Source organism: Nonomuraea solani (assembly GCF_900108335.1).
Classification (GTDB): Bacteria; Actinomycetota; Actinomycetes; order Streptosporangiales; family Streptosporangiaceae; genus Nonomuraea; species Nonomuraea solani.
Map to the genome: position 1 here is coordinate 171,346 of NZ_FNVT01000012.1, position 20,120 is coordinate 191,465.

General features: G+C 68.8%; 18 protein-coding genes and 1 pseudogene. 10 read left to right on the forward strand and 9 right to left on the reverse strand.

The features are described 5' to 3' along the window. Positions 1 to 41: 41 nt before the first annotated feature. From C4V41_RS35895 to C4V41_RS35915, 5 genes are all read right to left on the reverse strand, one after another. Entirely contained in the window at positions 42 to 1,835 is a 1,794-nt protein-coding gene (locus C4V41_RS35895; protein WP_103960432.1) for a phosphoenolpyruvate carboxykinase (GTP), read from the reverse strand. 248 nt (positions 1,836 to 2,083) lie between these two features. Further along, complete coding sequence (locus C4V41_RS35900) at positions 2,084 to 2,605, reverse strand: hypothetical protein (RefSeq protein ID WP_103960433.1); 522 nt, start codon at positions 2,603 to 2,605, stop codon at positions 2,084 to 2,086. Positions 2,606 to 2,674: 69 nt separating this feature from the next. Further along, a complete protein-coding gene (locus C4V41_RS35905) occupies positions 2,675 to 3,865 on the reverse strand; it encodes a C40 family peptidase (RefSeq protein WP_235030581.1) in 1,191 nt (396 codons plus the stop codon). An 86-nt stretch (positions 3,866 to 3,951) separates the two neighbouring features. Beyond that, positions 3,952 to 4,452 carry a transcription elongation factor GreA gene (greA, locus tag C4V41_RS35910; protein WP_103960435.1) on the reverse strand — a complete coding sequence of 167 codons (501 nt, stop codon included), beginning with the start codon at positions 4,450 to 4,452 and terminating at the stop codon, positions 3,952 to 3,954. A gap of 108 nt (positions 4,453 to 4,560) precedes the next feature. Next, complete coding sequence (locus tag C4V41_RS35915) at positions 4,561 to 4,980, reverse strand: DUF4307 domain-containing protein (RefSeq protein WP_103960436.1); 420 nt, start codon at positions 4,978 to 4,980, stop codon at positions 4,561 to 4,563. Positions 4,981 to 5,114: 134 nt separating this feature from the next. Between C4V41_RS35915 and mca the strand changes: the two genes are divergently transcribed. The 3 genes from mca to C4V41_RS35925 are packed head-to-tail and all read left to right on the forward strand — an operon-like array spanning position 5,115 to position 6,483. Continuing rightward, positions 5,115 to 5,999, forward strand: coding sequence for a mycothiol conjugate amidase Mca (gene mca, locus C4V41_RS35920; protein ID WP_103960437.1), 885 nt, complete (start codon positions 5,115 to 5,117; stop codon positions 5,997 to 5,999). Between the two features lie 34 nt (positions 6,000 to 6,033). Further along, positions 6,034 to 6,198 (forward strand): hypothetical protein, encoded by a 165-nt coding sequence (locus tag C4V41_RS62195; RefSeq protein ID WP_160150506.1) that lies wholly within the window; start codon positions 6,034 to 6,036, stop codon positions 6,196 to 6,198. Then, positions 6,199 to 6,483 (forward strand): GNAT family N-acetyltransferase, encoded by a 285-nt coding sequence (locus tag C4V41_RS35925; RefSeq protein WP_103960438.1) that lies wholly within the window; start codon positions 6,199 to 6,201, stop codon positions 6,481 to 6,483. Between the two features lie 58 nt (positions 6,484 to 6,541). Here C4V41_RS35925 and C4V41_RS35930 read toward each other — a convergent pair whose 3' ends face one another. Next, entirely contained in the window at positions 6,542 to 7,690 is a 1,149-nt protein-coding gene (locus C4V41_RS35930) for a hypothetical protein (protein WP_103960439.1), read from the reverse strand. A 237-nt stretch (positions 7,691 to 7,927) separates the two neighbouring features. Between C4V41_RS35930 and C4V41_RS35935 the strand changes: the two are divergent. Then, positions 7,928 to 9,920, forward strand: a pseudogene (locus tag C4V41_RS35935) (thioredoxin domain-containing protein). Here C4V41_RS35935 and C4V41_RS35940 read toward each other — a convergent pair. Both C4V41_RS35940 and C4V41_RS35945 read right to left on the reverse strand, forming a co-directional pair. Continuing rightward, complete coding sequence (locus C4V41_RS35940; RefSeq protein ID WP_235030582.1) at positions 9,917 to 11,941, reverse strand: transglycosylase domain-containing protein; 2,025 nt, start codon at positions 11,939 to 11,941, stop codon at positions 9,917 to 9,919. The pseudogene C4V41_RS35935 and the gene C4V41_RS35940 overlap by 4 nt on opposite strands. 215 nt (positions 11,942 to 12,156) lie before the next feature. Then, a complete protein-coding gene (locus tag C4V41_RS35945) occupies positions 12,157 to 12,636 on the reverse strand; it encodes an Lrp/AsnC family transcriptional regulator (protein ID WP_103960441.1) in 480 nt (159 codons plus the stop codon). Between the two features lie 103 nt (positions 12,637 to 12,739). Here C4V41_RS35945 and hppD point away from each other — a divergent pair, with 103 nt between their 5' ends. From hppD to C4V41_RS35970, 5 genes are all read left to right on the forward strand, one after another. Further along, the gene (hppD, locus tag C4V41_RS35950) at positions 12,740 to 13,849 is read left to right on the forward strand and encodes a 4-hydroxyphenylpyruvate dioxygenase (RefSeq protein WP_103960442.1); all 1,110 of its coding nucleotides are present in this window, start codon (positions 12,740 to 12,742) and stop codon (positions 13,847 to 13,849) included. A gap of 34 nt (positions 13,850 to 13,883) precedes the next feature. Further along, positions 13,884 to 14,327, forward strand: a complete 444-nt coding sequence (locus C4V41_RS35955; RefSeq protein WP_103960443.1) for an RDD family protein — start codon at positions 13,884 to 13,886, stop codon at positions 14,325 to 14,327. 46 nt (positions 14,328 to 14,373) lie between these two features. Further along, positions 14,374 to 15,813, forward strand: a complete 1,440-nt coding sequence (locus C4V41_RS35960) for a M1 family metallopeptidase (RefSeq protein ID WP_235030583.1) — start codon at positions 14,374 to 14,376, stop codon at positions 15,811 to 15,813. 85 nt (positions 15,814 to 15,898) lie between these two features. Continuing rightward, complete coding sequence (locus C4V41_RS35965; RefSeq protein WP_103960444.1) at positions 15,899 to 16,444, forward strand: RNA polymerase sigma factor; 546 nt, start codon at positions 15,899 to 15,901, stop codon at positions 16,442 to 16,444. A 68-nt stretch (positions 16,445 to 16,512) separates the two neighbouring features. Then, on the forward strand, positions 16,513 to 17,103 hold the full coding sequence (locus C4V41_RS35970; protein ID WP_146103916.1) for a hypothetical protein: 591 nt from the start codon (positions 16,513 to 16,515) through the stop codon (positions 17,101 to 17,103). Between the two features lie 260 nt (positions 17,104 to 17,363). Here C4V41_RS35970 and C4V41_RS35975 read toward each other — a convergent pair whose 3' ends face one another. After that, positions 17,364 to 18,539, reverse strand: a complete 1,176-nt coding sequence (locus tag C4V41_RS35975) for an FIST signal transduction protein (protein WP_103960446.1) — start codon at positions 18,537 to 18,539, stop codon at positions 17,364 to 17,366. Between the two features lie 171 nt (positions 18,540 to 18,710). On the opposite strand from C4V41_RS35975, the gene C4V41_RS35980 reads away from it, so the two are divergent. Further along, entirely contained in the window at positions 18,711 to 20,102 is a 1,392-nt protein-coding gene (locus C4V41_RS35980; RefSeq protein ID WP_103960447.1) for a sigma 54-interacting transcriptional regulator, read from the forward strand. The last annotated feature ends 18 nt before the right edge of the window (positions 20,103 to 20,120 follow it).

Consider the following 20,120-nt stretch of genomic DNA (forward strand, 5'->3'; position numbering starts at 1 on the left):
CCCTGTCTGTCGAAAGGAGTGCGGCGGAGAGGAATACCGGGTTAGCCGAGGCGGTCGAGGAGGGCGTTGTACTCGTCCCACAGCTCCTTGGGCAGGTGCGAGCCGAACTTGTCGAAGTGGGCCGGGATCAGCGCGGCCTCCTCGCGCCACACCTCCTTGTCGACCGTGAGGAGCGTGCGCAGGTCCTCCTCCGACAGGTCCAGGCCGTCGGTGTCGAGGCCGGTCGGCAGCAGGCCGATCGGGGTGGACACGGCCTCGGCCTCGCCGTTGAGCCGGGCCACGATCCACTTGAGCACGCGGCTGTTCTCGCCGAAGCCGGGCCAGATGAACTTGCCGTCGGCGTTCTTGCGGAACCAGTTGACGTAGTAGATCCGGGGCAGCCGGGCGCCCTTGCGGCGGCCGATCTCCAGCCAGTGGCCGAAGTAGTCGCCCATGTTGTAGCCGCAGAACGGCAGCATCGCGAACGGGTCGTGGCGCAGCTCGCCGACCTTGCCCTCGGCGGCGGCGGTCTTCTCGGAGGCGACGTTGGCTCCGAGGAAGACGCCGTGCTCCCAGCTCAGCGATTCCGTCACCAGCGGGACGGCGGTGGCCCTGCGGCCACCGAACAGGATCGCCGAGATGGGCACGCCCTTGGGGTCCTGCCATTCCGGTGCGATGGTCGGGCACTGGGCGGCCGGGGTGGTGAAGCGGGCGTTCGGGTGGGCGGCCGGCTCGTCGCTGTCAGGCGTCCAGGAGCGGCCCTTCCAGTCGGTCAGGTGCGCCGGCGGTTCGTCGGTCAGGCCCTCCCACCAGACGTCGCCGTCATCGGTGAGCGCGACGTTGGTGAAGATGCTGTTGCCCCAGAGGGTCTTGATCGCGTTGGCGTTGGTCACCTGGCCGGTGCCGGGGGCCACGCCGAAGAAGCCGGCCTCGGGGTTGATCGCGTAGAGGCGGCCGTCGTCGCCGAACCGCATCCAGGCGATGTCGTCGCCGATCGTCTCGACCTTCCAGCCGGGGATCGTGGGCTGGAGCATGGCGAGGTTGGTCTTCCCGCAGGCGCTGGGGAAGGCGGCGGCGACGTAGCGGGTCTCGCCGGTGGGCGGCGTGAGCTTGAGGATGAGCATGTGCTCGGCCATCCAGCCCTCGTCGCGGGCCATGGTGCTGGCGATGCGCAGGGCGTAGCACTTCTTGCCGAGCAGCGCGTTGCCGCCGTAGCCGGAGCCGTAGGACCAGATCTCGCGGGTCTCGGGGAAGTGGCTGATGTACTTGGTCGAGCTGCACGGCCACGGCGTGTCGGCCTGGCCGGGCTCGAGCGGCGCGCCGACCGAGTGGACCGCCTTGACGAAGCCGCCGCGCTCCTCGATGAGGCGCAGCGCCCGGTCGCCCATGCGGGTCATGACGCGCATGGAGACGGCGACGTACGGGGAGTCGGTGATCTCGACGCCGAGCTGCGAGATCTCGCCACCCAGCGGGCCCATGCAGAACGGGACGACGTACATGGTCCGGCCGCGCATACAGCCCTTGAACAGCTCGCCGAACGTCTGGCGCATCTCCTGCGGCGCGATCCAGTTGTTCGTGGGGCCCGCGTCCTCTTCGCGCTCCGAGCAGATGAACGTGCGGTCTTCGACGCGGGCCACGTCCGTGGGGTCGGACTTGGCGTAGAAGCTGTTGGGCCGGGCGGCCAGGCGCGTGAGCGTGCCGTGCTCGACGAGGAGGTTGGTGAGACGCGTCCACTCCTCCTCCGACCCGTCGCACCACTCGACGCGGTCCGGCTGGGTCAGGGCTGCGATCTCGTTCACCCACGCGGCCAATTCGCGATTGGTGGTCGGTGCGGTTACTTCCACGGATACGGACACGACTGCGACTCCTCCACTCTCTCAGGGCCCAGTCATCATTAACGACGAAGCGGCATGAAAGCCAATTGGCATAGACCTATTGGCGGGACCGTCGCCGCAGGCAGCGGCCCTGACGATTGATGGAGCCTACCCATATGGAGAGGGTTTAAAAGACGAAATTCCGCGCAGTGGTCTAATCCAATCGCGCTGGTCTAAACCAATTTGTGAAGTGGTTTAGTCCATTAGCGGCGCCGTTTCCGCTGGGTGGTCTAGGAATTGACGTCGGGCCCGGTGGAGCGAACGCGGTCGACATGCTGCAGGGCATCGCGCAACTCCGCGAGCCACGTGTCGGTGTTCTTGCCGACCAGGCGTACGCACCAGGCCAGCGCGTCGCTGCGGCTCCTGGCCACGCCGGCGGCCACGAGAGTGTCGAGGACCTGGCGTTCGGCCTGGCGGAGCCGGGTCATGACCGGCACGGACAGTGTGGTGAACATCACAGTCTCGCCACCGCAGACCACACCCCAGGACACCTTCTGGCGGAACCTGCGCTCGGCCTCCCTGGCGATCTCGATCCGCCGTTCGCGGGTCTCTTCCCTGAACCTGCCGGCCAAACCCTCGATCAGGGCGGCCCGCTCGGCCTCCGGTACGTCGGCGGGCGGGTCGGGCAGCGTGCCGAGCACCGCGATCTCCTCACGGTCCTGGACGATCTCGGGCGCGCCGGTGAACCAGCCCTCGGGCAGCCGTCCGGTGAACCAGCCGTGTACCTGTGCCGTCGTGTCATCTGTTGCCATGTAATCAACATTACATAGTTGCGGCGCAATTGCACGCGCGGAAACCATGGACTATGCGCCGGGGAGAGGTCAGCGGACTCCGGCCGCCGTGGCGGGACTGATCCGGACGACTCCGGCCAGGTTGCGCATGTTCACCGGGGCGATCTTGACCACGTCGCCGGTACGGGGTGCGTGCAGCATCTTCCCGTTGCCCCAATAAATCGCCACATGCGAGATGTACTGCGGATTTGTCGGGTCATTACGCCAGAAGAGCAGGTCCCCCGGCTGCGCCTGCGCGAACGGCACCTGCGGCCCCGTCACCCACTGCTGGTGCGTCACCCGCGGCATGCGTACCCCGGCCTGCGCGTAGGCCCACTGGACTAGGCCCGAGCAGTCGAAGGTCTCGGGGCCTTCCGCGCCCCACACGTACGGGCGGCCCAGCTTCGAGATGGCCGCCTTGAGCGCCACGGTGAGCTGCTCACCCGACATGAACGACCCGGCCGGCCAGTTTCGCTGCGTCACCTTCTGCTGCGGCTGCGGCAGCACCGGGTTGACCAGGGCCACCTGGGTGCCCTTGGGCAGCGCGCGCAGGATCGCCCTGCGCAGGGTGTCGGAGTTGGTCTTGGGCGCGCTGACGATGAGCGCGTTGTCGTGCGGCAGCCCCAGCGTGCGGCCGACGTCCTTCGACACGACCGCGTCCACGGCGCCGAACCCGGTGGTGGCGTACGCGCCCACCCGGAGCTGCCCCGCCGGAGCCGTCACGCGGCTGTGCAGCGCGAGCCCGCCGTCGTTGCCCAGCACGAACGAGACCGCCAGGTCGCCCGCCGCGACGTTCTGCCAGAGCGCGTCGGACGAAGCGGTCACCTTGGGCGTGTACGAGCGGAACGTGGACGGATCCACCGCGAGCGTCTGCACCCGCTTGCCGTCGAGCGTGATGGACGCCGCGTCGGCCAGCTCCAGCGCCCGCACCCCGCGCAGCTTGGCGACCTTCTGTAAGAGCTCGTTGGTGAACGGCTTGCGGGTGAGCACGAACAGGTTGGGCTTGTGCAGCTTGCGCAGCGGCTGCACCGGCTGGAGCGTCCGCGCGGGCTGCTGCTGCGCCTGCTCCAGGGGCCGTTTCTGGGCCAATTGCGTCTGTCTCGGCGTGGCCTGGACGGCGACGGGGACGCGCCGCTCACTCGACTGCACCAGGAGCAGCACGTCCGCGGTCAGCACCGCTACCAGTGTCACCACGATGAACGGCACGAGCTTGTACGTATCGCGCCGCTTACGAGACTTCACCAGAAAACTCAGGTCTTGCCGAATTCCGGACGAATGCGAAAATTCCGCCGGGCCAACATGGGCCCGGCGGTCATTGTCCGGGGGTGTCAGTTGCCGATGTACGGCACAGCCTCGAGGATCTCGACGGTGTTCTGGCGGCCGTTGGGCATGGAGTAGGTCGCCTTCTCCCCGATCTTCTTACCGTTGATCGCCGCGCCGAGGGGGGACCTGGGCGAGTAGACGTCGATCGGCGCTCCGCTCTCCTCGCGGGAGGCGAGCAGGAAGGTGACCTCGTCGTCGTCGCCGACGAATCTGATGGTCACGGTCATGCCGGGGCCCACCACACCCTCGGCTTTGGGGGCCTCTCCCACCTGGGCATTGTCGAGGATCTGGCGGAGGTGGAAGATGCGGGCCTCCATCTTGCCCTGCTCGTCCTTGGCGGCGTGGTAGCCGCCGTTCTCCTTCAGATCACCCTCTTCGCGGGCGGCCTCGATCTTCTTGGCGATGTCGACGCGCCCGGGGCCCGAGAGATACTCGTACTCCGCCTTCAGGCGGTCGTACGCCTCCTGCGTCAGCCATGTGACGTTCTCATCGCGAGAGTCGGCCACGGGTTCTCCTTGCTTGCCTAGGGGGCCCTGAGATCATCTGAGGTTGCATACGGTTGAATTGCGAAAGGCTAACAACTGAACCGCTTGAACGCTTCCCCAAATGTCTCACTATACGAGATTGCAGTACTGGATGTGGACGGAAGTCGCCTGGCCACTCGTGTCCAGGCTTTCCTTGAGCTGCTTACTACCCGCACCAGCCGGGATTCTTACTTCCTTGCTGCCCACTTCCGCATGATCGACGTCCAGCGCCCTGATCCGGCAGACGGCCACCCTATCGTCTGCCTTGTACACCTCAAAGGTGATCTCGGCCCGGCTCGGGCCCGTCACCTTGAACGTCACGACCTGAGACGGCGCCTCGGAGCCGCCCGCCGTCATCGACCACATCACGTAGCCCCAGCCACCGGCGACGATGGCCACCAGCACGCCGATCACCACGTGGACGACGAGCCTGCCACCTCGCTTGGGACGGTCGGGGAAGTCGTCGGGTGTGCCGAGAACCGGTCCGTTCTCGACATCTCTGGTGACCATGGCGGAATCTCCCTGCACTCCCTCAGCGTTATCCGAGACAATTGTCGCCCGCGGGGGGTGTGCCCTCGCGACCGCCCAGCAGAAACTAACCTCTCTGGGCGACTGACCGGTCCTATGAGGGAGACATCGAGCCCGTGAGTGCACCGCTGAGGCTGATGGCCGTCCACGCCCACCCCGACGACGAGTCGAGCAAGGGCGCCGCCACGATGGCGCGCTACGTGCGTGAAGGCGTGGAGGTGCTGGTCTGTACGCTCACCGGGGGCGAGCGCGGATCCGTACTGAACCCCAAGATGGACCGGCCCGAGATCGTTGCCAACATCACGGAGGTGCGCGCGGCCGAAATGGCGCGAGCGCGCGAGATCCTCGGTGTCGAGCAGCGTTTCCTGGGCTTCGTCGACTCGGGGCTGCCGGAGAACGAGGACGAGGAGCTGCCCGAGGGCTGCTTCGGCCTGCAGAAGCTGGAGGACGCCTCGGCGCCGCTGGTGGCGGCCGTCCGTGAGTTCAGGCCGCACGTGATCATCACCTACGACGACGACGGCGGTTATCCGCACCCCGACCACATCATGACCAACAAAGTGTCCGTCGAAGCCTTCGAGGCGGCCGGTGACCCCGACCGCTACCCGGGCACCGGCGACCCCTGGCAGCCGCTGAAGCTCTACTACCAGATGGGCTTCACCAAGGAGCGCTTCGAGGCGCTGCACGAGGCGATGACCGAGCGCGGCCTCGGCTCCCCGTACGCAGACTGGATCTCCCGCTGGGAGGACCGCCCGGCCAAGTGGCCCGTCACCACGCGCGTGCCGTGCGGCGACTACTTCGACATCCGCGACGAGGCCCTGAAGGCGCACGCCACCCAGGTCGACCCCGAGAGCTGGTGGTTCGTCTGCCCGCGCGAGCTGCAGCAGGAGATCTGGCCGACCGAGGACTACCACCTGGCGCGCTCGCTGGTCGACACGGACCTGCCGGAGGACGACCTGTTCACGGGGATCCACGCCGACGACGTCGCACCCGCCTGCCACTGACGAGAGCACGACCCTCCGGTGGCAGACTGGAGGTGTGACCGTTCTAGCAGCAGGTGAAGTCAGTCCCGGACTACTCGGCTTCGTCGTCGTCGCCTTTCTGGGCTTCGCCCTGTATATCCTGATCAAGTCGATGAACAAGCAAATGTCGAAGATTCAGGTGCCGCACGCGGGTGAAGCGGACGACAAGAAAGCCGAGTAGATGCCGATAGAAGTCGTCGACAACTCGACGGAAAGCCGGTTCGAGCTCCTCGTGGACGGCAAGGTCGCCGGGTTCGCCGACTATCTCCTGCTGCCCACCAAGGTCGTTTTCACGCACACCGAGGTGCTGCCCGCCTACGAGGGCCAGGGTCTGGCGGGCAAGCTCGTCGGGCACGCCCTCCAGGCGAGCGCCGACACGGGCCTGCGGGTCGTGCCGCGATGCCCCTATGTGGGGAAATACATCGAGCGCCACCCCGAGTTCAAGGAGCTCGTGGACGCGGAGTGACCGCGGGTCGTCCCGCGGCCGCTCGTCATTCCACAGCGGTCGGTCGTTCCGCGGCCGGTCATTCCGCGGCCTGCGACCAGGCGCGCTCCAGTGCCTTGGGCAGGCCCCACCAGCCCAGCGGGGTGAGCACCTCGTCCTCGGTCACGATGCCGAGATAGATCCACAGGCCCACGACCGACAGGAACAACCCCTCGGTCGCGTCGAGGTCGTCGTCGTCCTGCTCGTCGGCGTCGATGTCCTCCGACTCGGCGATGAGCCGCGCCATCCGCTCGGGCGAGGCCAGCACCCCCGGCCCCAGCCGCGTCAGCGCCGCCACCCCGGCCAGCCAGTCGGCGTGCTGGATCGCGCAGAGGTTGGCCAGCGCCGTGTCCTCCTCGCTGAGGTCCCCGTCGAGGTCGGCGAATTCCTCCAGCACGTCACCACCCTCCGACAGGTCCGAGATGGGCCCCGCGATGCCCGCCGCCACCGCCAGCCACAGCTCCTGGTCGTCGTCGGGCACCGGCCGCTCGTCGAACCCGGCGCAGGCCCGCAGCACGTTGGCGGGATAGCCCGGCAGGGCCAGCAGCCGTCGCAGCCGCCCCGCGGCCGCCTCCAGGTCGTCGGCGGGCAGCTCGGGCTGCTTGGGCAGCTCCGCCACGATGCGCCGCAGCTCGGACAGGGCGAACGCCTCCTCCTCGTCCCACGCCGCGAACAACTCCTCGTCCTGCTCGTCGCTGACCGCGAAGCCGGGCACCCGCCCGTCGGGCAGCGGCGTGCCGAGCCAGCGCTCCTGCAGCTCCTCGTACGCCCTGCGCGCCTCCAGATCGCCGTTGGCCAGCGCGTCGGGATCGACCTCCCCCGAGGCGACCCGCTCCTCCAGGTGGGCCACCAGCCGGTCGAACATCTCGGCCGCCACGGGCCCGCGCTCGTCCTCCTCCGGCCACACGAAGTAGCTGGGCGTCATGAGGATCGGCTCGGTGCCGGTGGACTCGACCCACCGCTGCACGTCACCGACCGTGGCCACCCCCGCCTCGATCGAGCTGAGCGTCGCCTTGGCCGACTCCCAGAACGGGAGGGAGAGCGGGTTGCCCGCCGACATCATCGCCCGCCGCAGGTCGGGCAGCGCCACGAGCGCGACCCCGGAAGGCACGGCGAGCAGCGCGCGGGCCACGTCCCTGCGCGTGACGGAGGTCGCCGGGCGTCCGGCGTTGGCGCAGACGAAGTCCATATCCACGCCCGTAACCTACGCCGTCACCGGCACCGTAGTCAGCCGGGATCCCGCCCTAGTGGCGGGGCGTGAACGACGGCAGGTCGCCGGGCCGGCCCTCCAGGACCTCGATGGCGTGCCCGGTGCTGTCCACGGGTGCCATCAGATGGTCCCTTCGAGTTCCTCGCGCATGTACGCGCCGACGCGCACCACCCGCGACGGCACGAGCGTACCGAAGGGATGTGAGAGCCTGATCTCATGAACAGGCTTGGTAGTGAGACTTCTCCCTACCTTCTCCAGCACGCCGACAACCCGGTTGATTGGTGGCCATGGGGAGAGGGGGCGATGCAAGAAGCGAGTAGGCGGGACGTACCCCTGTTGATCAGTGTGGGGTACTCATCCTGCCATTGGTTACCCGCTTCTTGACATCCACTGGTGCCATGTCATGGCTCATGAGAGCTTCGAGGACGCCGAGACCGCGCGGCTCATGAACCAGCACTTCGTCAACATCAAGGTCGACCGGGAAGAACGTCCCGACGTCGACGCCGTCTACATGGGCGCCACGCAGGCCATGACCCATCAGGGCGGCTGGCCGATGACGGTCTTCGCCACGCCCGAGGGCCATCCCTTCTACTGCGGCACCTACTTCCCGCGCCCCACGTTCCGGCGCCTGCTCACCGAGGTCCACAACGTGTGGACCAGCGACCGCGACTCCGTGCTGCGGCAGGGCGCGAAGGTGGTGGAGGCGCTCAACACGCACACCACGCTGCCCAGCGGGGTCATGCCGGGCGAGGAGACGTTGCGGGAGGCCGTGGGCAACCTGCGCGAGTCGTTCGACGCGGCGAGCGGCGGGTTCGGCGGGGCGCCCAAGTTCCCGCCGTCGATGGTGCTGGAGTTCCTGCTGCGCTCCGGCGAGCGCGAGATGAGCGGCGCGACGCTTGGAGTCATGGCCAGGGGCGGCATCTACGACCAGCTCGGCGGCGGTTTCGCGCGCTACAGCGTGGACGCCGAGTGGGTGGTGCCGCACTTCGAGAAGATGCTCTACGACAACGCCCTGCTGCTGCGCGTCTACACGCACTGGTGGAAGGCGAGCGGTGGCGAGCTCGCGCGGCGGGTGGCGCTGGAGACGTCCGACTGGCTGCTGCGCGAGCTGCGCACGCCGGAGGGCGGGTTCGCGTCGGCGCTCGACGCCGACAGCGAGGGCGTGGAGGGCAAGTTCTACGTCTGGACGCCCGAGGAGCTGCGCGAGGTCCTGGGCGAGGACGACGGGCGGTGGGCGGCGGGGCTCTTCGACGTCACCGGCACGTTCGAGCACGGCACCTCCGTCCTGCAACTCCCGCGCGACCCCGAGGATCCCGCGCGCTACGCGGACGTGCGGGCGCGCCTGCTGGCCGCCAGGGAGCTGCGGATCCGCCCCGGCCGCGACGACAAGGTCGTGGCCTCGTGGACCGGCCTGGCCATCGCCGCGCTGGCGGAGACCGGCGCGGTGTTCGAGCGGCCCGACCTCGTGGCGGCGGCCACGGCGGCGGCCGAGCTGCTCGCCGAAGTGCACGTGGCGGACGGCCGGCTGCTGCGCACCTCGCGCGACGGCAGGGCGGGCGCGAACGCGGGCGTGCTCGACGACTACGCCAACGTGGCCGAGGGCCTGATCTCGCTGTACGGCGTGACCGGCGAGGCCCGATGGCTGCGGCTGGCGGGCTCGCTGCTCGACACCGTGCTCGACAGGTTCGCCGACGGGGCGGGCGGCTTCTACGACACCGCCGACGACGCCGAGCGGCTGTTCCAGCGTCCGCAGGACCCGACCGACAACGCCACCCCCTCCGGTCAGTACGCCGCCGCGGGCGCCCTGCTCTCCTACGGGGCCCTGACCGGCTCCATGCGGCACCGTGAGGCCGCCCAGGCGGCGCTGGGCGCCGTGTCGGTGCTGGCCGCCGGGCACGCCAGGTTCGCGGGCTGGGGGCTGGCCGTGGCGCGCGCGGCGCTGTCCGGGCCCGTCGAGGTGGCGGTCGTCGGGCCGCCGGGCGATCCGCGTACGGCGACGCTGCACCGGGAGGCGCTGCTGGCCGACCTGCCGGGGCTGGTGGTGGCACTCGGCGACGGCGACGGCCCAAGCTCGGGCGAGGCCTTTCCCGCGCTGCTGGAAGGGCGCGGGACGGTCGGTGACGCGCCGGCCGCCTACGTGTGCCGGGGCTTCACCTGCCGGATGCCCGTCACGACGGTCGAGGAGCTCAGGGCCGAGCTGACGAGCTAGCCCTGCTGCTGGCCGTCTCCGCCGTTGCCGGGCGGCCCGGTGTCCCGGGTGGAGGGCTGGTCGGGGACCAGCGTGGGTGGCGGGCCGGTCTCGTCCGGCTCGCCGTCCCCAGGCCCGTTGTCGTCGGGCGCCTCGGTCATGGGCGGGTCCGTGAAGGCGGGCTCGCTCTCGTCAGGCTCGGGCGTGAAGTCCGGGTTCTGCGGAGGCGTGTACTCCCGGTCGGGTACGTCCCTGTCCCGGTCCGGCGTCGAGTAGTCGGAGGAGTAGCCGTAGTCGGACGGCTCGGGGAACTCCTCGACCGGCTGGCCCGCCATGGCCTCCGTCATGAACGCCCGCCAGATCTGCGCCGGCAGCCGGCCGCCGAACTGGGTGCCGTATCCGGGGATGGTGACCGTGGCGTTGTCGTCGCGGAACATGTCCACCGCCACCGCGAGCTGCGGGGTGAAGCCGTTGAACCAGACCGAGCGCGAGTCGTCCGTGGTGCCCGTCTTGCCGGCCACGGGGCGGTCGTAGAGGCGGGCGGCGGTGCCGGTGCCGTATTTGACGACCTGCTGCATCGCGTACGCGGTGTCGGCGGCGGCCTGCTCGCCGACCACCTTCGTCGAGGCCGGCTTGAAGGTCTCCTTGTGCCCCTCGGCGTCGGTGACCGACTTCACGACGTGGGCCTCCATGTGCACGCCCTTGTTGGCGAACGTGGAGAACCCGGAGGCGTTCTGGACGGCGCTGATGGAGGCCACGCCGAGCGGGAAGGCGGCGGCGCTCTGGTGCTCCTGGAGCTGGGCGGCGGGGATGCCGGCGGCCTCGGCGGTCTTGGCGACCTTGTCGAGGCCGACCTTCTGGCCGAGGTCCACGAACGCGGTGTTGACGGAGTTCTGGGTGGCGGTGACCAGGTTGATGCGCCCGTACGAGCGCCCGCTGTCGTTCGGGATCGGCTGGGCGGCCGACGCCACGCGCATCGGGGAGTTGCCGTCGACCGTGGTGGACAGGTCGAAGCCGTTGTCGAGGGCCGCGGCCAGCGTGTACGGCTTGAACGTCGACCCGGCCATCACCTTCGACCTGAACGCGCTGTCGTAGTACTTCGACTGCGAGGGACGCCCCCCGTAGAAGGCGACCACCTCGCCCGTGGCCGGATCGACCGCAGCGAGGCCGGTGCGCACCTTCTTCGGCGTGGCGTCCGGCAGCGTGTCCAGGACCGCCCGCTCGGCCGCCTGCATGAGCTTCCTGTCGAACGTCGTGACGATCTTGAGCCCGCCGCTGTTGATGTCCTCGTCGGTGTAGCCGCGCCGGTTGAGCTCGGCGGTCACCTGTTCGAGCATGTATTGGGCCTGGCCCTTGAGCTCGAACGGCTTCTTCGGCGTCGTCAGCTCGGGGAACTTCTGGGCGGCCGCCTGCTCGGCGGTCAGCGCGCCCGTCTGGGTCATCGCGCTGATCACCGAGCGCCAGCGCTCCTGCGCCGCGGCCAGGTCGGAGCCCTTGGGGTCGGCGAACCTGCTGGGCTGCTGGATGACCGCCGCCAGGTAGGCCCCCTCTGACGGGGTCAGCTTCTGGACGTCCTTGCCGAAGTAGGCGCGGGCGGCCGACTGCACGCCGTTGGCGCCGCGGCCGAAGTAGATCGTGTTGAGGTACTGCTCCAGCACCCAGTCCTTCGACCGCGACTGGTCGACCTTCATCGCGATGAGGATCTCTTTGAACTTGCGGACGACCGAACGTTCCTGGCTCAGCCCGCTGTAGTAGTTGCGTACGAGCTGCTGGGTGATGGTCGAGCCGCCCTGGAGCTGCTGCCCCGAGACGGTGGACCAGACGGCCCGCGCGGTGCCCTTCATGGAGACGCCGCCGTCCTCGTAGAACGAGCGGTTCTCGGCGGCGATGACCGCGTCGCGCACGTACTTCGGCACCTTGGCCAGCTCGACGCTCCTGCGGTCGATGCCCTGCCGGGCGAGCACGCTCTTGCCGTCGCGGTAATAGATCACCGAACCCTGCGCGGTGGCCTGTTTCTGGGTCGTATCGGGAATTGGAGTCATCGCCCAAGCAATAGCGAAAAGCCCGGCCAGTACGGCGATTCCGGCACCGAATGAAATCAGCACCACCCGGAGAATCCGCCGCTTCCGCATTCCTTTTACACCACCGATCCGCACCCTCGACTCCCCTCGTCAAGCGTCGCCCAACCCCCGCAAGCTGGGCGAATGCCAAGGGTAAACGATCGACAATGGTGCCTCGTCCCAAAGCGATGGTACGTCTAGCGACCCTCGCGTTGGGGAACATCGGCGACCAAGGGCAGCACGCGGTACGGAACCGGGGTGTCCAAGGCGATGATCGAATTAGTCCGCAGTACGCCCTGAACATCAACGATCTGGTCGATAACCCGCTGCAAATCGGCATTGGTCCGCGCCACCACCCGGCAGAGCAGATCGCTGTCACCGGTGATCGTGTGCACCTCCAGCACCTCGGGGATGCGCGCCAGCCGGTCGGCCACCGGATCGTGCCCGGCCACCTGCCTGATCTCCATGCTGACGAACGCGGTGACGCCGTAGCCGAGCGCCGCGGGTGACACGTCGGGCCCGAACCCCGTGATCACCCCCCGGTCGGCGAGCCGGTCGAGCCTGGCCTGGACGGTGCCCCGGGCCACCCCGAGGCGGCGCGAGCATTCGAGCACGCCCAGCCGGGGCTCGTCCGTCAGGAGGGCGATCAGCCGGGCGTCGAGGACATCGATCGTCATGCTGTACAGATCTACCGGACATTTCGCTGGTCTACTAGACAGATTGTGCACTCGTTGAAGTAACTGTTGCGCAACTCGTCCACTCAATTCAAGAGTTAGAGGCATGAATGATGTCTTTCCGGTCAATGGCATGGACGCCGTGGTGTTCGCCGTGGGCAACGCCAAGCAGGCGGCTCACTACTACTCGACCGCCTTCGGCATGCGTCTGGCGGCCTACCGCGGGCCGGAGAACGGCAGCCGGGACGTGGCCGCGTACGTGCTCACCTCGGGGAGCGCCACGTTCGAGTTCCGGGGGCCGGTCCGGCCGGGCACGGACCTGGCGCGGCACGTGGCCGAGCACGGCGACGGAGTGATCGACCTGGCCATCCAGGTGCCCGACGTGGAGGCGGGGTACGCCCACGCCGTCGCTCATGGGGCCGAGGGGCTGGTGGAGCCGTACACGATGGAGGACGAGCACGGCAAGGTGGTGCTGGCGGCCATCGCCACGTACGGCGAGACGCGGCACACGCTGGTCGACAGGTCCAACTACAGCGGCCCCTACCTGCCGGGCTACGCGCCCGCCGAGCCGCTGGTGGCGCCGCCGGCGACCAAGCACGGGCGGCTGTTCCAGGCCATCGACCACTGCGTCGGCAACGTCGAGCTGGGCAAGATGGACGAGTGGGTGGAGTTCTACCGGAAGGTCATGGGCTTCACGAACATGGCGGAGTTCGTCGGTGACGACATCGCCACCGAATACTCGGCGCTGATGTCCAAGGTCGTGGCCGACGGCACGCGCAAGGTGAAGTTCCCGCTCAACGAGCCGGCCGTCAGCCGCAAGAAGTCGCAGATCGACGAATATCTGGAGTTCTACGGCAGCCCAGGCGTGCAGCACATCGCGCTGGCCACCAACGACATCCTGACCACGGTCGACCACATGCGGGCGGCCGGCGTGCAGTTCCTGGAGACGCCGGACTCGTACTACGACGACCCGGAGCTGCGGGAGCGCATCGGGCGGGTGCGGGCGCCGATCGAGGAGCTGAAGAAGCGCAAGATCCTCGTGGACCGTGACGAGGACGGCTACCTGCTGCAGATCTTCACCAAGCCGGTCCAGGACCGGCCCACGGTCTTCTTCGAGCTCATCGAGCGGCACGGGTCGCTCGGCTTCGGCAAGGGCAACTTCAAGGCCCTGTTCGAGGCGATCGAGCGCGAGCAGGAACGTAGGGGCAACCTTTAGTTTGTCCCGACTTAATGGGGGCCATCCAGAAATCATGGGATTGCCACCACCGGGGCTCGCGGGACGCTGGCGGCGACTGTTCGCCGGCGTCCTCGACTGGATCATCGTCAACATCGCCGCCACCCCTTTCAGCTGGACGAGCTGGGACTACGTCTGGGATCAGAGCAGGGGCGTCTGGGATCGTTATCCGGTGGAACACGCCTTCGTGGCCGGACTCGTGGCCTTTCTGTACTTCTGGCTCCTGCATGCCTTCTGGAATGGTCAGACGCTGGGCAAGAAGCTGTTCGCCATCCGCGTGGTGCAGGAGCACGGCGCGAGGATAGGTGTGGGGCAGGCGGCGGTCAGGCAGGCCGTGATGACCGTGCTCGAGTGGCTCTGCTGCGTCGGCACCCTGCTGGATCTCGGCTGGATCCTTTTCGACCCACGCAAACAGGCCCTTCACGACAAGGCCGCCAGGACGGTCGTCGTGGTCGCCTGACTCAGCGTAATATTCAGGTCACGGATCGAAAGGGGCTCGTACACGTATGCGTGTCAACAGGCGCGGGGTGGCCATGCTCGCGACGCTCGTCAGCGTGCTGGCGTGCGCTCCCGCCGACGAGCCGCCACCGGCCACCCATCCTGCTTCAGCGAGCGCGGGCGCGGGCGAGCCCGGCCCTGCTTCAGCGGGCGCGGGCGAGCCCGGCATCGGCGATCCCGACTTCCCGGAAGACGGCAACGGCGGCTACGACGTCTCCCACTACGACCTGGCCATCGACTACTCCCCCACGACCAAGCGGCTCGACGGCGTGACCACCGTCAAGGCCACCGCCACCCACGACCTGTCCAGCTTCAACCTCGACCTGACCGGGCTCAACGTGCGCACGATCACGGTCGACGACGCCCAGGCGACGTTCGGCCGGAAGGGCTCCGAGCTGACCGTCCGGCCCGCCGAGCCGATCGGCAAGAACGACCGGTTCACCGCGACGATCACCTACTCTGGCGTGCCCAAACCCGCAAAAGACAGCGCCAACCTGGGCACCTACGGCTTCATCCCCACCTCCGACGGCGCTTTCGTGGCCTCCGAGCCCAACGGCTCCAAGACGTGGTTCCCCAACAACGACCACCCCGCCGACAAGGCCACGTTCGACTTCACGGTCACCGTGCCCGCCGGGGTGACCGCTCTGGCCAACGGCGAGCAGATCGGGCAGCCCACGACGGCCGGCGGCAAGACCACCTTCCGGTGGCGCGAGCGGCATCCGATGGCGAGCTATCTGGCGACGGCCACGATGGGCAAGTTCGAGCTGCGCCAGGGCAGCACCTCCGCGGGCATCCCCAACCTCGCCGCCACCGACCCGAAGTTCAAGGGCTCCCTCGACTCGCTCTACACCACCTCGGCCGAGGTCACCGACTACTGGTCCACGGTGTTCGGGCCCTACCCGTTCTCCTCGACCGGGGGCGTGGTCGACGACTACTCCGCGGGCTACGCGCTGGAAAACCAGACCAAGCCGCTCTACGGGGGCTTCCACCCGGACGAGGCGATCATCGCGCACGAGCTGGCGCACCAGTGGTTCGGCAACAGCCTGACCATCAGCCGGTGGAAGGACCTCTGGCTCAACGAGGGCTTCGCCACGTACGCCGAGTGGCTGTGGTCCGAGCACAAGGGCAAGAAGAGCGCGGAGGCGCTCTTCAACGAGAACCACCGCCGCTCCGCCGACGACGCGATCTGGAAATATCCCCCGGGCCGCGCCAGGCCCGGCGACCTGTTCAACCAGTCGGTCTACACGCGCGGCGGCATGACGCTGCACGCGCTGCGCAAGTCCATCGGCGACGCCACCTTCTTCACCCTGCTCAAGGCATGGACCGCCGAGCACCGCTACGGTTACGTGACGACGGAGGGCTTCGTCGCTCTCGCCGAACGGCTGTCCGGCAAGGACCTCGGCCCGCTCTTCGACGCCTGGCTCTTCCAGCCCCGCCGTCCCGCCTGAGCCGCAGCCTGACCTGCTCGGAAACGCTTCTCGTCGCTCGGTCCAAGTACTGGTGTAAGGGCGAACGACGAAGGGAGCGAGGCCAGTGCGCCTCAACGACGACCCCGCGGCCTTCGAGGCCTTCTATCGCCGCCACGTCGATGCCGTCATGCGTTTCGTGGTCCGGCGGGTGAGTGACCCTCACCTGGCCGCCGACCTCACCGCGGACATCTTCCTGGCGGTCCTTGACTCGGCGCACACCTACGTGCCCGGTAGGGGTAGCGAGCTCGCTTGGCTCTACGGCATCGCGCGCAACGTCGTGTCGGCCCAGTACCGCAAGGCGGCGCGGGAGGCGCGGGCCACGGTCCGCGTCGCCGGTCGCCGGCTGATGGACGACGACGATCTCGTCAGGATGGAGGAGCGGATCGACGCCGAGCGCCGGATGCGCAACGCCCTGGAAGCCCTGGCCGGGCTGCCGGAGGGGGAGCGCGCGGTGCTGGAGCTCGTGGCGATCGATCAGCTCACCGTCTCGGAGGCCGCCAAAGCCCTGGGCATCAGACAAGTGACCGCACGGGTCAGATTGCATCGGGCCAGACGTGCTCTGGAGAGCGTCGCCTCGCCATCGGCCGTGTACCTGGAAGGACGGATATGAGCAACTTCGAAGATCGCCTTCTCAGTGCACTCAAGGACGAGATCACGACGAGGACGGCGGAGGACAAGATGACGACAGTGACACCGGTACGACGTTCGCGGCGGCGTATCGCGGGGCTGTCCGCCGCGGTGGCGGGGGTCGCGGCGGCCGCCACGGCGGTGGTGATGCTGACCGGGCTCACCGGCAGCCCGGCGTACGCGGTGACCCAGGGCTCCGACGGAGGGGTCAGCGTGACGATCCACTCGTTCACCGACCCCGAGGGGCTGGAGGCCGAGCTGGCGAAGGCGGGCGTCACGGCGGCGGTGGACTATCTGCCGCACGGGCAGACCTGCAAGCAGCCGCGCGGCGAGGTCGGGGGCGGCACTGGGCCGTTCTCGGCGAGCATACGGGAGGAGGGCGACGGGATCCGCTTCAAGATCGAGAAGGGGCAGGTGCCGTCCGGGTCGACGCTGGTGCTGACCATCTCGAAGAGCGCGGACGGGGACGGCGAGCCGCCGTTCGCGACCAACCTGCAGATCGTCAAGGGCGCGGTCGCGCCCTGCGAGGCCGTCTCGATGCCGGTCCCGACGCCCGGCTCCGGCGGCACGGTGGAGCGCAAGGACGACAGGCACGCCGGTACGGAGGAGCAGGGGCCGAGCCTGCACACCAAAACCGAGTGACGCACCTTCCAAGGCCGGCCCGCTGACCTGGCGCCTTTCAAGGCCGGCCCGCTGACCTAGTGCCTTTCAGGGCCGGCCCGCTGAACCGCGACCGGCCCGCCCACGACCGGGTGAAGTCCCGGTTCGGCCCGGTGGCCCCCTCCCGAGCAGCACGGGGGCCGCCGGGCCTCGCGTCATGGGCTCCAGTGGTCATCGCCCGCCAGGAGCAGCGCGGCCGCTCCGATCAGCCCGGCCTCGCGAGGATCACGAGCCCGACGGGCTCATGAACCGCTCGCCACGCTGGAGAACACCAGGACGGACGCCGTGAACCCATGGACGTGGTTGTGCCCCGCCACCGGCCCGACCTCGCCGGCCGCGAAGAAGCCCGCCACCCCGATGGGCCCCAGCGTGTCGCGCAGGGCGACCGGGTCGTGGTCGGCCGTGCCGAACATGGCCGACCCCCGCCCGTTGCAGGAGAACAGCAGCGCCCCGTCCACCCGGCCCAGTTCCTCGCGGTGGGCGTCGAGCAGGTCGTACAGGTCCTCGTCGGCCGTCGCGGCGTCGCGGACCTGGAAGCGTACGGTCCTGCCGATCTCCACGATGTCGCCGATCGCCACGGCCTCGCGCTCGGGGTCGATCCCGATGACGCCCCTGATGAGGAAGTCGCCGCGCTCGTGGCGTTCGGCGTACTCGTCCATGGCCAGGCCGATCTGCAGCCCCGAGGCGACCAGCTCGCGGTCGTCCTCGTCCAGCTCGCTGACGATGTCCTCCAGGCGGGCCAGCGCCGGCTGCCCGGCCAGTTCGAGCAGCAGGTTGTCCTCCGACGCCGTGACGACCATGCTGGGCCCGATCGGGCGGCAGCCCTGGCTGACGACGGTGCTGATCTTGACAGGGCCGCTGATGAGGACGCCGATCGCGCCCTCGGTGTAGATCTCGCCGTCGGCGAAGAGCCGTACCGAGCCTCGTCCCTGCAGTCCGTTGGCGAGCCCGCCGATCAGCGGCAGATCGCCCAGCACGTCGATCGAGCGCTCGACGAAGGCGTCGGTCGGAAAGCTGTACGGGTCGGAGAGCAGGATCGCCACATGATCGTCACCAGTGCGTTCCGGCAGCCCGACCACCACGAACCTGTCCTCCGCCGTCAGCGTCTCCAGCGCGAACGTCGTCAGCCGCGCCCCGTCCAGGGTCGCCGCCCACGCGCTCACGGCGGGCGTCAGCTCCACCCCCTGCCCGTCGCCGATCACGCCCGTCGCACTGCACCCGATCACGTGCGCCTCGGGTGCGAGCTTCATCGCGGCCTGGCCGGCCCGCGCGACGTCGTCAGGATCGTCGCCGCAGATGAAGAAGCAGACCAAGTCGGCTGGGCCGCTGAGCCTCGACAGTGCCTGACCGACGGCGTTCTCCGCGGCCTCCACCAGGTCGGAACCCACGGCGAGGCCGTCGGCGAAGCGGCTTGTCATCAATGCCACGGGTCTCGCCTCCCTCGACATGTCCAAGTTCCCTAGGCCCGATTCTCCCCACTAAAGGGACAAGCACGCACACGAACCGTCACGCAATAGTCAAGATCCGAAATCTCCGCCAGGTGCGAAACTCTCTGCCACATTCCTCGCGGGGGACGTAGTCTCGTTCCCGTGCATCAGCCACGTATTCTCCGGGAGTTGCGAGAGAGCGGCCACGTTCATCGCACCGTCAAGGCCGAAGTCCGCGAAAACCTGCTGGCCAAGCTGCGGTCGGGCGAGCCGCGCTTCCCCGGCATCGTGGGCTTCGACGATTCCGTCCTGCCGCATCTGGAGCGGGCCCTGCTCGCCGGGCACGACCTGGTCCTCCTCGGTGAGCGCGGCCAGGGCAAGACCCGGCTCATCCGTACGGTCACCGGGCTGCTCGACGAGTGGACGCCGGTGGTCGAGGGGTGTGAGATCAACGATCACCCGTACGCGCCGGTGTGCACGCGCTGCCAGGCGCTCGCGCGGGAGCTGGGCGACGAGCTGCCGGTCGCGTGGAAGCATCGGGACGAGCGCTACGGCGAGAAGCTCGCCACTCCCGACACCTCCGTGGGCGACCTGATCGGCGACGTCGACCCGATCAAGATCGCGGAAGGGCGCACGCTCGGCGACCCGGAGACGGTCCACTACGGCCTGGTCCCGCGTACCAACCGGGGCGTCTTCTCCGTCAACGAGCTGCCCGACCTGGCCGAGCGGATCCAGGTGTCGCTGCTCAACGTGCTGGAGGAGCGCGACATCCAGGTCCGCGGCTACAACCTGCGGCTGCCGCTCGACGTCCTGCTCATCGCCAGCGCCAACCCCGAGGACTACACCAACCGGGGCCGGATCATCACGCCGCTGAAAGACCGTTTCGGCGCCGAGATCCGCACCCACTACCCGCTCACCGTTGAAGACGAGCTGACGCTCATCCGCCAGGAGTCCGTGCCGGACATCGGGGCCGACGTCCCCGAGCACCTGGTCGAGGTGATCGCCAGGTTCACCCGGCTGGTCCGCGAGTCCACCGCCGTGGACGCGCGCTCCGGCGTGTCCGCCCGCTTCTCCATCGCCGCCGCCGAGACCGCGGCCGCCTCCGCGGTGCGCCGGGCGGCGCTCGCGGGCGAGGAGCAGGCCGTGGCGCGCGTGATCGACCTGGCCTGCGTGGTCCACAGCCTGCGGGGCAAGGTGGAGTTCGAGGTCAGCGAGGAGGGCAGGGAGACCGAGATCCTGGCCCATCTGCTGCGGCGGGCGACGGCGGAGACGTTCAGGAGCCGGCTGGGCGGCATGGACCTGTCCCCTTTGACCGACAAGTTCGCCGAGGGCAACCAGGTGGAGTCCGGCGAGCTGGTTCCGGCCGGGGAGCTGCTGCACCGCATCGGGCCCGTGACGGGGCTGGCCAAGGTCATGTCGCGGCTGGGCATGGGCGCGGGCGACGAGTCGCCCGGCCACGCGGCCGCGGCCCTGGAGTTCACCCTCGAAGGGCTTTACCTCATGCGGCGCCTGTCCAAGGAAGACCTTGACGGAGTGACTGTTTACCGGACGTGAACATCCGGGAGGTCTCCC

Coding starts and splice junctions, on each gene's coding strand:
- C4V41_RS35900 (WP_103960433.1), bottom strand. CDS start 2,605: ATGGCAACAGATGACACGACGGCACAGGTACACGGCTGGTTCACCGGA.
- C4V41_RS35915 (WP_103960436.1), bottom strand. CDS start 4,980: ATGGTCACCAGAGATGTCGAGAACGGACCGGTTCTCGGCACACCCGAC.
- C4V41_RS35925 (WP_103960438.1), top strand. CDS start 6,199: ATGCCGATAGAAGTCGTCGACAACTCGACGGAAAGCCGGTTCGAGCTC.
- C4V41_RS35930 (WP_103960439.1), bottom strand. CDS start 7,690: ATGGACTTCGTCTGCGCCAACGCCGGACGCCCGGCGACCTCCGTCACG.
- C4V41_RS35940 (WP_235030582.1), bottom strand. CDS start 11,941: ATGACTCCAATTCCCGATACGACCCAGAAACAGGCCACCGCGCAGGGT.
- C4V41_RS35945 (WP_103960441.1), bottom strand. CDS start 12,636: ATGACGATCGATGTCCTCGACGCCCGGCTGATCGCCCTCCTGACGGAC.
- hppD (WP_103960442.1), top strand. CDS start 12,740: ATGAATGATGTCTTTCCGGTCAATGGCATGGACGCCGTGGTGTTCGCC.
- C4V41_RS35955 (WP_103960443.1), top strand. CDS start 13,884: ATGGGATTGCCACCACCGGGGCTCGCGGGACGCTGGCGGCGACTGTTC.
- C4V41_RS35960 (WP_235030583.1), top strand. CDS start 14,374: ATGCGTGTCAACAGGCGCGGGGTGGCCATGCTCGCGACGCTCGTCAGC.
- C4V41_RS35970 (WP_146103916.1), top strand. CDS start 16,513: ATGACGACAGTGACACCGGTACGACGTTCGCGGCGGCGTATCGCGGGG.
- C4V41_RS35975 (WP_103960446.1), bottom strand. CDS start 18,539: ATGACAAGCCGCTTCGCCGACGGCCTCGCCGTGGGTTCCGACCTGGTG.